General features: G+C 64.3%; 11 protein-coding genes. 6 read left to right on the forward strand and 5 right to left on the reverse strand.

The window, feature by feature from the left end:
- Nucleotides 1-43 precede the first annotated feature (43 nt).
- On the forward strand, nt 44-1,099 hold the full coding sequence (locus tag NHH88_06585; GenBank protein ID USX15447.1) for a carbonic anhydrase family protein: 1,056 nt from the start codon (nt 44-46) through the stop codon (nt 1,097-1,099).
- Nucleotide 1,100: 1 nt separating this feature from the next.
- Here the strand turns inward: NHH88_06585 and NHH88_06590 are convergent, their stop codons facing one another.
- From NHH88_06590 to tsaE, 3 genes are read right to left on the reverse strand one after another with little or no spacing between them, the layout of a single operon-like run.
- Nucleotides 1,101-1,943, reverse strand: a complete 843-nt coding sequence (locus tag NHH88_06590) for a D-hexose-6-phosphate mutarotase (GenBank protein USX15448.1) — start codon at nt 1,941-1,943, stop codon at nt 1,101-1,103.
- A gap of 45 nt (nt 1,944-1,988) precedes the next feature.
- The gene (locus NHH88_06595; protein ID USX15449.1) at nt 1,989-3,473 is read right to left on the reverse strand and encodes an N-acetylmuramoyl-L-alanine amidase; all 1,485 of its coding nucleotides are present in this window, start codon (nt 3,471-3,473) and stop codon (nt 1,989-1,991) included.
- The gene (gene tsaE / locus NHH88_06600) at nt 3,437-3,922 is read right to left on the reverse strand and encodes a tRNA (adenosine(37)-N6)-threonylcarbamoyltransferase complex ATPase subunit type 1 TsaE (GenBank protein ID USX17281.1); all 486 of its coding nucleotides are present in this window, start codon (nt 3,920-3,922) and stop codon (nt 3,437-3,439) included. The genes NHH88_06595 and tsaE overlap by 37 nt, the downstream gene beginning before the upstream one ends.
- 81 nt (nt 3,923-4,003) lie before the next feature.
- Here tsaE and queG point away from each other — a divergent pair, with 81 nt between their 5' ends.
- Together queG and NHH88_06610 are read left to right on the forward strand one after the other, a co-directional pair.
- On the forward strand, nt 4,004-5,149 hold the full coding sequence (queG, locus tag NHH88_06605) for a tRNA epoxyqueuosine(34) reductase QueG (protein USX15450.1): 1,146 nt from the start codon (nt 4,004-4,006) through the stop codon (nt 5,147-5,149).
- Nucleotides 5,150-5,216: 67 nt separating this feature from the next.
- Entirely contained in the window at nt 5,217-6,974 is a 1,758-nt protein-coding gene (locus NHH88_06610) for a DUF885 domain-containing protein (protein ID USX15451.1), read from the forward strand.
- Nucleotides 6,975-7,148: 174 nt separating this feature from the next.
- On the opposite strand, the gene NHH88_06615 is transcribed toward NHH88_06610, so the two are convergent.
- Together NHH88_06615 and NHH88_06620 are read right to left on the reverse strand one after the other, a co-directional pair.
- Complete coding sequence (locus NHH88_06615; GenBank protein USX15452.1) at nt 7,149-7,736, reverse strand: response regulator; 588 nt, start codon at nt 7,734-7,736, stop codon at nt 7,149-7,151.
- A gap of 4 nt (nt 7,737-7,740) precedes the next feature.
- Nucleotides 7,741-9,768 carry a PAS domain S-box protein gene (locus NHH88_06620; GenBank protein ID USX15453.1) on the reverse strand — a complete coding sequence of 676 codons (2,028 nt, stop codon included), beginning with the start codon at nt 9,766-9,768 and terminating at the stop codon, nt 7,741-7,743.
- A gap of 128 nt (nt 9,769-9,896) precedes the next feature.
- Here NHH88_06620 and NHH88_06625 point away from each other — a divergent pair, with 128 nt between their 5' ends.
- From NHH88_06625 to NHH88_06635, 3 genes are all read left to right on the forward strand, one after another.
- Nucleotides 9,897-10,883: a TRAP transporter substrate-binding protein gene (locus NHH88_06625; GenBank protein USX15454.1), complete on the forward strand. Its 987-nt coding sequence runs from the start codon at nt 9,897-9,899 to the stop codon at nt 10,881-10,883.
- An 87-nt stretch (nt 10,884-10,970) separates the two neighbouring features.
- The gene (locus NHH88_06630; protein USX15455.1) at nt 10,971-11,540 is read left to right on the forward strand and encodes a TRAP transporter small permease; all 570 of its coding nucleotides are present in this window, start codon (nt 10,971-10,973) and stop codon (nt 11,538-11,540) included.
- On the forward strand, nt 11,537-12,817 hold the full coding sequence (locus NHH88_06635; GenBank protein ID USX15456.1) for a TRAP transporter large permease subunit: 1,281 nt from the start codon (nt 11,537-11,539) through the stop codon (nt 12,815-12,817). Before NHH88_06630 ends, NHH88_06635 begins: the two co-directional genes overlap by 4 nt.
- Nucleotides 12,818-12,852: the final 35 nt, after the last annotated feature.

Below are 12,852 nucleotides of genomic sequence, written 5' to 3' on the forward strand. Positions count from 1 at the left end.
AGCATCCGTAAACCAGTATGTAATTCTTTTACTCTGAAAACTCATGCGTACCGTGCCCTCCCTGCTCACCCTGATTGCCTGCTGCTGCGTCGTCACGACCGCCGGCGCCGCAACCGATCCGCTCATTTCGCCGTCGGCGAAATCCCCGATCGCCGGTGTGGCAGGCGTGCGCGCCGGCGCGGCCGGTGCCGTCGGTTCGTCCGCCGCCGCAGGGGTATCCAACGCGTCCAGCGCTTCCAGCACGTCGTCGCCGGTCCGCAAGCCGACCGAGGCCGACGCCGAGGCCGAGCTGTCGGCCAAGATCGCTGCCCGCCTGGCCATCATGCGCGCCAATCAGCAGGCCCGGGCCGCTGCGGCGGCCAAGGCCAAGAAGGCGGCCGTGGTGGCCGCCGCCGCGCCACCGCCGGCGGCGCCCAAGTTTTTCAGCAACACCTGGTCATACGAGGGTGAGACCGGTCCCGCCAATTGGGGCAAGATCAATCCCGCGTGGGCCAAGTGCGGCAACGGCAACCGCCAGTCGCCGATCGATATCCGCGACGGCATGAAGGTCGAACTGGAGCAGATCACCTTCGACTACCATCCGTCGACGTTCAACGTGACCGACAACGGCCACACGGTGCAGGTGATGGTCGGCGGCGGCAATTTCCTCACGGTGCAGAACCGCATGTATGAATTGATCCAGTTCCATTTCCACCGGCCGTCGGAGGAGCGCATCAACGGCAAGGGCTACGAGATGGTGGTGCACCTGGTGCACAAGGACGTCGAAGGGCGCATCGCCATGCTGGCGCTGCTGCTGGAGCGCGGCAAGCAGCAGCCGGTGATCCAGACGGTGTGGAACAACCTGCCGCTGGAAAAGCTGGAGACCCTGGCGCCGTCGGTGGTGCTCGATCCGATGGACCTGCTGCCGGCGCGGCGCGACTACTTCACCTTCATGGGATCGATGACGACGCCGCCCTGCCAGGAGGGCGTGCTATGGCTGGTGATGAAGGAGCCGGTCCAGGCCTCGCCGGCCCAGCTGGCGCTGTTCAGCCGCCTCTATCCGTTGAATTCGCGGCCGATCCAGCAGGGCTCCGGCCGCATCATCAAAGAATCGAACTGACTTAATCGGCGCAGATGCGGTGCTTGCCGGTCCAGGCGGCGCCGGCTTCCAGCGGCCGCTGGTCCACGCGCGCCGGCTCGATGCAGACGAAGCGCAGGTACTCGTCGTCGGCCAGGTCCACCAGCGCGGCCGCATCGGCCTGACCCGGATTCCACACCACCCATTCGCTGAAACCCTGCTGGTCCAGCCGCAGCGTGGCGTTGGCCGTGTTCAGGGTGAGCGACGGCGTCGATTGGTACAGGCGGTCGTGCTTCTCGGTGAAGTGCAGCGCCGGATGCTCCTGCGTGGCCGTATTCAGATGATGGTCGGTGTACCGCTGGTGTTGCAGGCCGCTGATGCTGGTCGCGCTCAGGTGGCCGACGTCGTAATAGGTGTGCAGCGCCACGCCGAACGGGAAGGCCTGCGCGCCACTGTTGCGGACCGTGAATTCGGCGTCGAGCGCGTCGCCGTGCAGGGTGAAACGCAAGGTCAGCTCGAAGGCGTGCGGCCAGGCTTGCGCGTGTTCCGCTGCCAGGTCGTCCTGATTGAGGCTGAACTCCAGGAAGGACTGGCCGCCGTCGCCGCCGCTGTCCGTCAGGCGCCAGGTGCTCACGCGGGCGAAGCCGTGGCGCAGGCCGGGGCCGCGCACATTAAACTGCGGGAAGATGACCGGCACGCCGCCGCGTATCGCCTTGCTGCCGTCGAGCGGCGTTTGCGAACTGACGAACAGGCGCTCCTTGCCGTCGCCGGTTTTCCAGGACAGCAGGTGGGCGCCGAACAGCGACACCGTCGCTTGCGCGCCATCGGCGGCGGTGAGTCGCACTGCCGGCAGCGCGCCGAATTCTGTCATCGTAACTACAGCCATGGTTCTTCCGTTAATTAAATGAGTTGATCAGGTGATGGGGCGGGTTCAGGTCAGCCGGTTCTTCGCCAGCGGCGGATTCTTGGCGAAATAGCGCCGTATGCCTTTGACGATGGCGTTGGCCATCTGGTTCTGGTAGCCGTCGTCGAGCAGCTTGGCCTCCTCCTCCGGGTTGGAGATGAAGGCCGTCTCGATCAGGATGGACGGAATGTCGGGCGCCTTGAGCACCGCGAAGCCGGCCTGCTCGACCGATCCTTTGTGCAGGCGGTTGATGCCGCCGATCTCGCCCAGCACCGATTTGCCCAGCTTCAGGCTGTCGTTGATCTGCGCCGTGGTGGACAGGTCGAACAGCACGCTGGCCAGCTGGCGGTCGTGGTTCTTGACGTTGACGCCGCCGATGGTGTCGGCCTGGTTTTCCTTGTCCGCCAGCCAGCGCGCGGCGGTTGAACTGGCGCCTTTTTCCGACAGCACGAACACCGACGAGCCGCGCGCGGACGGCTGCACGAAGGCGTCTGCGTGGATCGACACGAACAGGTCGGCCTGCACCTTGCGCGCTTTTTCCACGCGTTTGCCCAGCGGGACGAAGTAGTCGCCATCGCGGGTCAGCATCACGCGCATGTTGGGCGCCTCTTCCAGCTTGGCCTTGAGGCGCTTGGCGATGGACAGTACGATGTCCTTTTCCTTGCTGCCGTTCTTGCCGGAGGCGCCGGGGTCTTCGCCGCCGTGGCCCGGATCGAGCGCGATGGTGATCATCCGCACGACGTTGTTCTTGTCCGCTTTGTCGGCCTTTTCGGCGGCTTTGGCCTGCGCCTCGGCGGTCCTGACCTGGTCGCGCAGTTCGGCGCGCGGCTCGGCCTTCATGTCCGGCTTGAGCGCTTCGAGCTGCTCGCGCGGCGTTGGCGCGTTGGCGGCCATCTCCGCCTCTCCCGGTTTGAGCGGCGGCATGTCGCCTTTCGGCGTGCTGCCGGCGGCCGCCGACGACGATTCCGGCGGCGGCTTGCCGTCGCTGGACCAGTTGCCCTTTTCGATCATCGCGGCGATCGGGTCGACTTCCTTGACGGGATACAGATCGAAGATCAGGCGGTCCTTGTAGTTACCGGCCGGCGGCAGCGTGAAGACCTGCGGCCGCACTTCCTCCTTCAGGTCGAACACCAGGCGCACCACGTTGGGCCGGTTCTGGCCCACGCGCACCTGCTTGATATACGGGTCGTTGGACTGGATCTTGGCGACCAGGCTTTTGAGCGTCGGATTGAGCTCCAGCCCTTCGATGTCGACGACCATGCGTTCCGGGTCCTTGACGATGAAGTGGGTGGCCTTGAGGACGGCGTCGTTCTCCAGGGTGACGCGGGTGTAGTCGTCGGCCGGCCACACGCGCACGGCGAGGATTTGCGCGGCGCTGGCGCGCAACGGCGTCGCGAGCGCTGTCACGGACAGCATCAGGGTGGCGCCGGCCTTCAGGACGGTGCGCCGCGAGACGGCGGGAGTGGACTCCGCGCTCACATGTTGGGGGCGAATTTGAGGCTTTGAAGGCATGAGTTACCCAGGGCGGTGGACGCCTGCAATTCTACATCACGGCCGTTGCCGGCCACGGTCAGGTACAGGTCGATATCGGGCGGAGGCAGCACGCGGTCGGCCTTTTCGGGCCATTCGACGATGCAGATGTTGTCCCCGTTGAAGTCTTCGCGGAAGCCGGCGTCGAGGAATTCCTCCGGGCTGCCCATGCGATACAGGTCGAAATGGATGACGTTCACGGCGCGGCCGCCGAGTTCAATTCGATATGGTTCCGACAAGGTGTATGTCGGGCTTTTGACGGTGCCGGCGTGGCCCGCCGCGTGCAGCAGGGCGCGGGTGAGGGCGGTTTTGCCCGCCCCCAGGTCGCCGTGCAGGTAGATCGTCAGGCCCGGAGCAATCGCGCGCGCCAGGGCCGAGCCCAGGGCGGCGGTCGCGGTTTCGTCGTGGAGATGGGCTGTGAAGTGCTGCATCGAATAGAATGTCATGTTGGTGGAATCGCCAGCCATTGTAACCGCCCGCGTCCTTCCAGGGTGTACCCTCATAAGCCACTGATGTCCTTGCCTGAATCCAATTTAGCCGAACTCGCCCTCAGCATCAAGCGCTGGGGTGTGGAGCTGGGCTTCGCCGAAATCCGCATCACCGACATCGACCTCAGTCACGCCGAGGCGGGCCTGCGGGCGTGGCTGGACGCCGGCATGCATGGTGAAATGGACTACATGGCCGCCCACGGCATGATGCGCGCCCGCCCGGCCGAACTGGTGCCCGGCACGGTGCGCGTGATCAGCGCGCGCATGAACTACCTGCCGAGGGAGGTGGAAACGGACACCGAAGCGGGCCCGGAGGCGGGCCAAGGGGACGACTGGCGCGAGCAAGAGCGGCGCCGGCTGGCCGATCCTGGCGCCGCCGTCATCTCGGTCTACGCGCGCGGCAGGGATTATCACAAGGTGCTGCGCGCCCGATTGCAGCAGCTGGCCGACAAGGTCAAGGCGGAAATCGGCGACTTCGGCTACCGCGTGTTCACCGATTCGGCGCCGCTGATGGAGCTGCCGCTGGCCGAGAAGGCGGGGCTGGGCTGGCGCGGCAAGCATACCTTGCTGCTTAGCCGCACCGCCGGCTCGATGTTCTTCATGGGCGAATTCCTGGTCGATTTGCCGCTGCCGGTGGACCCGCCCACCGGCGCCCATTGCGGCCAGTGCTCGGCGTGCATCGACATTTGCCCGACGCAGGCGATCCTGGGGCCGGGCCGGCTCGACGCCCGGCGCTGCGTGTCCTACCTGACGATTGAACTGAAAAGCGCGATCCCTGTGGAGCTGCGGCCCCTGATCGGCAATCGCGTCTACGGCTGCGACGACTGCCAGACCGCCTGCCCGTGGAACAAGTTCGCGCAGCGCGCGGTGCTGCCCGATTTCGACGAGCGCCATGGTTTCGGCAGCGCCTCGATGGTCGAGCTGTTCTCCTGGAGCGAGGAGGAGTTCAACCGCAAGATGGAAGGCAGTCCGATACGCCGCATCGGCCATGAGCGCTGGCTGCGCAACCTGGCGGTCGGCCTGGGTAACGCGGCGGCGGCCGGCGCCGCGGGCGACGCGGCCATCGTCGGCGCGCTCACGGCGCGCCTGGAGCACCCGTCGGCGCTGGTGCGCGAGCATGTCGAATGGGCGCTCGCCCGTCATGCCGAAGGCTCCGCGACACTAGCCTGAGCGCTGGTTTGCGTGGCCCGATTGGGCTACACTCATGCGGTTATCCTCCTTACAAGGCCCGTGTCCCATGCAAACTTCAACCAGGTTCATAGCGCTGCTCGCAGGCGCTTCCTTCTCCCTCGCCGCACAGGCGGTCAGCTTCGACGCATGGGCCGACAAGGTGGCCGACGCCAAGGTGCGCAGCGATCCGGAGCAGGCTACGCAGAAGCAGTACTTCAGCGGCAAGGAGCAGGACGCTCTGGACCGGGCGCTGACGCCGAACACGCCGGAATACCGCAAGGCGGAAGTGGCCAAGGCCAAGGTCTCGCTCAAGCAGCTGGCGGCGATCGATCAGAAGGCGTTGACGCCGCAGCAGCGCGCCAGCGCCGCCGCCATCGCGTGGAATCTGCAGGGCGCGGTCGACGCGGTGGAGTTCGAGGACCACCAGTTCGTGTTCAACCAGTTCACCGGCCTGCATGTGCAGATCGTGAACTTCCTGTCGCAGCAGCACCCGATCCGCAACCAACGCGACATCGAAAACTATCTGGCGCGCCTGAAATCCGTCGCCGGCAAGATCGACACCGGCATCGCCCGCGCGCAGGGCGCCGCCGGCCGTGGCTTCCTGATGCCGACCTTTATCACGCAATCGTCGATCGGCCAGTTGGACCGCTTCCTCGACGGCGGCGCGGAGAAGAACGTGCTGGTCGCCTCGCTGGCGCAGCGCATGGCGGCGTTGAAGGATGTCTCGTCGGAGCAGCAGGCCAAGTTCACGGCGGAGGCCTCGGCGACAGTCAAGCAGACTATCCTGCCGGCGTTCGAGCGCACCCGCACACTGCTGAAGGAACAGCTGCCGCGCACCACCGCCGACGCCGGCCTGTGGCGCCTGCCGAACGGCGACAAGGCCTACGCGCTGGCGCTGCGCCGCATGACCACCACGGACTACACGCCGCAGCAGATACACGATATCGGCCTGAAGGAAGTGGCGCGCATCGAGAAGGAGATGGATGGTTTGCTGGCATCGCTGGGCTACAAGGAGGGCGGCATCAAGGAGCGCATGGTCAAGCTGGAAGCCGATTCGCAGCCGAAGGAGGCCGACCCGCGCCCGGCGATGCTGGCGCGCTACGACGCTTTGATGCGCGACGCCGAGGCGCGCGCGAAGGAGTTGTTCGATATCACGCCGAAGGCGCCGGTGGTGGTCAAGCGCGAGCCGGCGTTCACGGAGAAGACGGCGGCCGCGCATTATTCGGCACCGGCCAAGGACGGCACCTTGCCGGGCATTTTCTGGGCGCCGATGCCGGGGCCGGACTTCCGTATCGTCGGCATGCGCACGTTGGTGTACCACGAGGCGGTGCCGGGCCATCACTTCCAGATCGCGCTGCAGCAGGAGAATACGGGATTGCCGCGCTATCGCCGCGACCGCGTGTTCGCATCGGGATCGGCGTATGTCGAGGGCTGGGCGCTGTATGCGGAGCAGCTGGCGTCGGAGAATAAATGGTATGACGGCGATACCGTTGGACGTTTGGGGCAGCTCGACGCGGAGCTGTTCCGCGCCAAGCGTCTGGTGGTGGACACCGGCCTGCACGCGATGAAGTGGACGCGCCAGCAGGGCATCGATTACGGTATTCCGGCGTCGGAGGTGGAGCGTTATGTGGTGATGCCGGGGCAGGCGTGCGCGTACAAGATCGGCATGATCCGCATCCTGGATCTGCGCGCGAAGGCGGAGAAGGCGCTGGGCGACAAGTTCTCGATCAAGGGCTTCCACAACACTGTGCTGCAGACGGGCGATGTGCCGCTGTCGGTGCTGGAAAAGGTAGTGGACGAGTGGATCGCCACGCAGAAGGGCTGATAGCGGCTCGTCAATGGCGGATTACGGCCTTCGGCCTAATCCGCCCTACGTGTATCCGAGGTATGCATGGGTTTTGGCCGTCGGCCACTGAACTACGTTTCAATCTGGAGCCACGTAGGGCGGATTAGCGTAGCGTAATCCGCCATGCCAGCGCCGCCGATGGCTTAAGCAGCATTATTTCAGCAAGCCCGCCAGCTCGACCGCCGTCTTAACCTGCATCTTGTCGAAGATGTGCGCGCGGTGAACCTCCACCGTGCGCATGCTGATGCCCAGCTGGTCGGCCACCACCTTGTTCATTTTTCCGGCCAGGATCAGGTCCAGCACTTCGCGCTCGCGCACCGACAGCGTCGCCACGCGCGCGTGCACGGCCGCCATCTCGCCGGCCTTGCGCGAGCCGGCCAGGCCTTCCTGCACCCGGTCCATCAACTGGTTGTCGTTGAACGGCTTCTCGAAGAAATCGAAGGCGCCACGTTTTAGCGTGTCGACCGCCATCGGCACGTCGCCGTGACCCGTCAGGAAAATCACCGGCATGCGCTGCGTCAGCCCGCGCGCGGCCAGCTGGTCGAACACCGCCACGCCGTTCATGTCCGGCATGCGCACGTCGAGCAGCAGGCAGTCGCCGTCGGCGTCGAATTCGCCCATCTCCACTTGCTGCAGGAATTGCAGCGCGCCCTCGTAGGCGCGCGACGAGATCCCGCGCGAAGTGGCCAGCCAGGTCAGCGAGTCGCGTACGACCGCTTCGTCATCGACGATATGCAGCATTTTTTTATGTCTCCTGTTCCGTGGCCACCGTCACCGCCGGCAGCACGAACGTAAATATGGTTCCGCCTTGCGGATTGGGGCTGTAAGTGAGCGAACCGCCGTGGAATTCTATCGCAGTCCGGCAGATGTTCAATCCCATGCCCATCCCCTCGGCCTTGGTCGAGAAGAAGGGCGAGAACAAACGCTGCGCCACTTCGTCCGGAATGCCGTGCCCCTGGTCGATCACCGCCACGCTCACCTGCGCGGTGGTCGCATCATACTCCGCCACCACGTTGAGTATGCGCCGCTGCGGCGGAATGTGCTGCATCGCCTCGATGGCGTTGCGGGTCAGGTTCAGCAGCACCTGCTCGATCATCACGCGGTCGGCCAGCACCGCCGGCAGATCCTCGGGGATGTTGGTTTGATAGGAGACGTAGCTTTGGCGCGCCTGCAGCTCGATCAGCGCCTGGATGCCGTCGAGCAGCGACTGGATGCCCACGGACTGGCGCAGCGGCTCGCGCTTCTTGACGAATTCGTGCACGCTGCGGATGATCTGGCCGGCCCGCTGCGCCTGCGCGCTGGCCTGCTCCAGCGCGGGTTTCAGCAGTCCGGCGTCGACCGTGTCGCCCTTGTCCTGGGCGCGTCCCAGCACATTGAGCGCGCCGGTGGTGTAGCTGGAGATCGCGGCCAGCGGCTGGTTCAGTTCATGCGCCAGCATCGAGGCGATTTCGCCCATCGTCGCCAGGCGCGCGCTGGCTTGCAGCTTTTCCTCCTGCTGGCGGTTCAGTTCCTCCACGCGCTTGCGGTCGGAGATGTCGAGGATGGAGCCCATCCAGCCGGTCTGCTTGCCGTGGTTGTCCACCAGCGGCGCCTCGAACACCAGGACCGGCACGCGCTGGCCGTCCGGGCGCTGGAAGAAGGTCTCGAACTGCGGCGTGACCCTGCCCGCCAGGACGGAGGCGAAGCGGCTCTGGTATTCCTCCATCGCTTCCGGCGCCCAGTAGGGCATGGGCGGCAGGCGGCCGACGATGTCCTCGGCCGGATAGCCGACGATCTGGCAGAACGCCGGATTGACGTAGGTGATGCGGCCTTCCAGGTCGCGCGCGCGCAGGCCGGTCACCAGCGAGTTCTCCATCGCGGTGCGGAACGACATTTGCTGGCGCAGCGCGCCTTCGGCCGCCAGGCGCCGCGAGATGTGGCCCCACAGCGCCACCAGGCTCCATAACAATCCGAGCGAGAGCACGATGACCGAGCCGACCAGCAAATTGGGCAGCAGCTTGGGCGCGCTCTTGACGCTGTCCGTCACCAGCCGCACCGAGGCGCCGGGCAGGTCGAGCGCGCGCTTGTGGGTGTAGACGCCGTGGCCCGGACCGGCCGCCGCGCGCCGCGCCAGCACCTTGTCGTCGCGGTCGACCAGGGTGACCTGGTTGTCCTGCGCGAACCACCACGGCACCATCTCTTCGAGCAGGGCGCTGGTTTTATAGGTGGCGACCAGGTCGCCCAGGTAGTCGGCGCCGCTGAACAGCGGCACGTGATAGTCCATCAGCACCTCGGAAGGCGCGGCCGAGGGATTGGCCGCTTGCACCTCCGGCTGCGTGTACATGGCGTTGCGGGTCTTGCGGGTCAGCTCCATGGTCGCGCGCGAGGCCGCCGTCAGCACAATGGGAGTGGTTTGCGGGTCGCTGGTGGCCACCAGCGAGCCGTCCGGCCGCAGCCAGACCACCCGCAGCAGCTCCTTGCCGTTCTTGAGAACCCGGCTCAGCCGGTCGTGGCCCTGTGACGGCGTCAGGCGGCCGAGGCCGATTTCCTGCGCCAGCGCGGCCAGGCTTTCCTCGTCCCGGCCCAGCTGAAAACGTATCGTTTGCTCAACCCACAGCGTGTCGGCGATCAGTTGTTCCTGCCGTTCGTTGCTTTCCATCTGACGAGCTTGCCACGGAAGCCAGATCAAAATCGCTAGAAAAAACAACACCAGCACGATGGGCAAAACCCAGCGCAGCGTCGAGTTTGCGCTGGGTCGTCGGGCTGGGAGCGGCTGGGAATGCGGGTTTGTCATGGGCGCTCAGGGTATAGCGTTGGCGGGAAACGGGCATTGTGGTTTTCCACAATTGAAAGATGCGACGTTGTCCTGAAGAATCTATCAAACTACAATAATAGTGTACTTTCAAACCCTCAGGAGACCGTATGAAACTGAAACACGCCTTGCTCGTGCTGAGCGCCGCATTGAGCTTTAACGCCTATGCGCAAGCTCCTATCGTCATTAAATTCAGCCACGTCGTGGCGACCGACACCCCGAAGGGCCAGGCGGCAGAGCGTTTTAAACAACTTGCCGAAAAGGCCACCAACGGCCGCGTCAAGGTCGAGGTCTATCCGAACAGCCAGCTGTACAAGGACAAGGAAGAACTCGAGGCGCTGCAGCTGGGCGCCGTGCAAATGCTGGCGCCATCGCTGGCCAAGTTCGGCCCGCTGGGCGTGAAGGAATTCGAAGCCTTCGACCTGCCGTTCATCTTCCCGTCCAAAACCGCGCTGTACAACGTCACCGAAGGCGAAATCGGCAAGGGCCTGATGAAGAAGCTGGAGCCGAAGGGCATCACTGGCCTGGCGTTCTGGGATAACGGCTTCAAGGTCATGTCGGCCAACAAGCCGCTGCGCGTGCCGGCCGACTTCAAAGGCCTGAAGCTGCGTATCCAGTCGTCCAAAGTGCTGGACGCGCAGATGCGCGCGCTGGGCGCGAACCCGCAGGTGCTGGCGTTCTCGGAAGTGTATCAAGCGCTGCAGACCGGCGTGGTCGATGGCACGGAGAATCCGCCGTCGAACATGTACACGCAGAAGATGCACGAAGTGCAGAAGTACGTGACCGTGTCCAACCACGGCTACCTGGGCTACGCGGTCATCGTCAACAAGAAGTTCTGGGACGGCCTGCCGCCGGACATCCGCACCGCGCTCGACAAGGCGATGAAGGAAGCGACCACGTTCGAGAAAGCCATCGCCCAGCGCGACAACGATCTGGCGCTCGAAGCCATCAAGAAGACCGGCAAGACCGAGATCTACACCTTGAGCGTGAAAGAACAGGCGGAGTGGCGCAAGGCCCTGCTGCCGGTACAGCAATCGATGGAAAGCCGAATCGGTAAAGACCTGATCTCGGCCATCAACAAAGAAGCGGCGAAGTAAGCTTTACAGCACAGCTTTAAAGCACAGCCTGCCAGACGGGGCGGCGCTCGCCGCCCCGTCCACAATTCCTCACTGAAGGATCCCTCCATGAAATTCCTCGATAAACTCGAAGAATGGCTGATCGCGACCCTAATGGGCGCGGCCACCGTTCTGATCTTCGTATCGGTGGTCCACCGCTACATGTCCGGGCTGCCTATTCCCGGCCTGCAGGACTACCTGATTCAACTCAATACCAGCTGGGCGCAGGAAGCCTGTATCTATATGTTCGTCTGGATGGCCAAGTTCGGCGCGGCCTACGGCGTGCGCACCGGCATCCACGTCGGCGTCGACGTCATTATCAACCGCATGAGCACCCCGTGGCGCGCCAAGTTCGTCGTCTTCGGCCTGCTGGCGGGTGCGCTGTTCACGGGCATCATCGGCACCCTGGGCGCCAACTTCGTGCACCACATGTCGCAGACCGACCAGGTCTCGGCCGACCTGGAAATGCCGATGTGGATCGTCTACCTGGCCGTGCCGCTGGGCTCCTACCTGATGTGCTTCCGCTTCCTGCAGGTGCTGGTGTCGTTCGTCAAGACCGGCGACCTGCCAAAACACGACCACTCGCACGTCGAGGGACTGGAAGAAGAACTGTCGAATGACAAGGGAGCCAAAGCATGAACGCCATGATTATCTTCGTGCTGCTGCTGGCGCTGATGTTGACCGGCATGCCGATCTCCATCTCGCTCGGCCTGACGGTGCTGACCTTCCTGTTCACCATGACCGAGGTGCCGATCGATACGGTGGCCCTCAAGCTGTTCACCGGCATCGAGAAATTCGAGATCATGGCCATCCCGTTCTTTATCCTGGCGGGTAACTTCCTCACGCACGGCGGCGTCGCGCGGCGCATGATCAACTTCGCCACGTCGATGGTCGGCCACTGGCACGGCGGTTTGGCGCTGGGCGGCGTGCTCGCTTGCGCGCTGTTCGCGGCCGTCTCCGGCTCGTCGCCGGCCACCGTGGTGGCGATCGGCTCGATCATCCTGCCGGCCATGGTGCGCCAGGGCTATCCGAAATCGTTCGGCGCCGGCGTCATCACCACCTCCGGCGCGCTGGGCATCCTGATTCCGCCGTCGATCGTCATGGTGATGTACTCGGTCACCACCAACACCTCGGTCGGCAAACTGTTCATGGCCGGCGTGGTGCCGGGCATTATGCTGGCGTTCTTCCTCGGCCTGACGACCTGGCATCTGGCGCGCAAGAACAACTATCCGCGCATGCCCAAGGCCGGCTGGGGCGAGCGCTGGGCGACCTTCCGCAAGAGCGCCTGGGGCCTGCTGCTGATCGTCATTGTCATGGGCGGCATCTACAGCGGCGCGTTCACGCCGACCGAGGCTGCTGCGATGGCGGCGGTGTACGCGTTCATCATCGCGGTGTTCGTCTACAAGGATTTGAAGCTCAAGCAGGTGGGCAAGGTGCTGCTCGATTCGGCGGCGATGTCGGCGATGCTGCTCTACATCATCACCAACGCCATCCTGTTCTCGTTCCTGATGACCAGCGAAAATATCCCGCAGGCGATGGCGGAATGGATCACCGGCCAGGGCCTGGGCGTGATCACCTTCCTGCTGGTGGTGAACGTGTTGCTGCTGTTGGCCGGCAACGTGATGGAACCGTCGTCGATCGTGCTGATCATGGCGCCGATCCTGTTCCCGGTGGCGATGAAGTTGGGCATCGATCCTGTGCACTTCGGAATCTTGATCGTGGTCAACATGGAGGTGGGAATGTGCCATCCGCCGGTCGGCCTGAACCTGTACGTGGCGTCGGGGATTACCAAGATGGGCATAACAGAATTGACTGTTGCCGTGTGGCCATGGCTGCTGACAATGCTGGGCTTCTTGATCTTGGTCACATATGTACCACAAATTTCTTTGTGGCTCCCGAATTTAATTTACTCTTAAAGTAACGCTGCGCTGCAACCTGAAAAAAACGGGAA

This window comes from Oxalobacteraceae bacterium OTU3CAMAD1, from assembly GCA_024123915.1.
Taxonomy (GTDB): Bacteria; Pseudomonadota; Gammaproteobacteria; order Burkholderiales; family Burkholderiaceae_D; genus Rugamonas.

Coding starts and splice junctions, on each gene's coding strand:
- NHH88_06585 (USX15447.1), top strand. CDS start 44: ATGCGTACCGTGCCCTCCCTGCTCACCCTGATTGCCTGCTGCTGCGTC.
- NHH88_06590 (USX15448.1), bottom strand. CDS start 1,943: ATGGCTGTAGTTACGATGACAGAATTCGGCGCGCTGCCGGCAGTGCGA.
- NHH88_06595 (USX15449.1), bottom strand. CDS start 3,473: ATGCCTTCAAAGCCTCAAATTCGCCCCCAACATGTGAGCGCGGAGTCC.
- tsaE (USX17281.1), bottom strand. CDS start 3,922: ATGCAGCACTTCACAGCCCATCTCCACGACGAAACCGCGACCGCCGCC.
- queG (USX15450.1), top strand. CDS start 4,004: ATGTCCTTGCCTGAATCCAATTTAGCCGAACTCGCCCTCAGCATCAAG.
- NHH88_06610 (USX15451.1), top strand. CDS start 5,217: ATGCAAACTTCAACCAGGTTCATAGCGCTGCTCGCAGGCGCTTCCTTC.
- NHH88_06615 (USX15452.1), bottom strand. CDS start 7,736: ATGCTGCATATCGTCGATGACGAAGCGGTCGTACGCGACTCGCTGACC.
- NHH88_06620 (USX15453.1), bottom strand. CDS start 9,768: ATGACAAACCCGCATTCCCAGCCGCTCCCAGCCCGACGACCCAGCGCA.
- NHH88_06625 (USX15454.1), top strand. CDS start 9,897: ATGAAACTGAAACACGCCTTGCTCGTGCTGAGCGCCGCATTGAGCTTT.
- NHH88_06630 (USX15455.1), top strand. CDS start 10,971: ATGAAATTCCTCGATAAACTCGAAGAATGGCTGATCGCGACCCTAATG.
- NHH88_06635 (USX15456.1), top strand. CDS start 11,537: ATGAACGCCATGATTATCTTCGTGCTGCTGCTGGCGCTGATGTTGACC.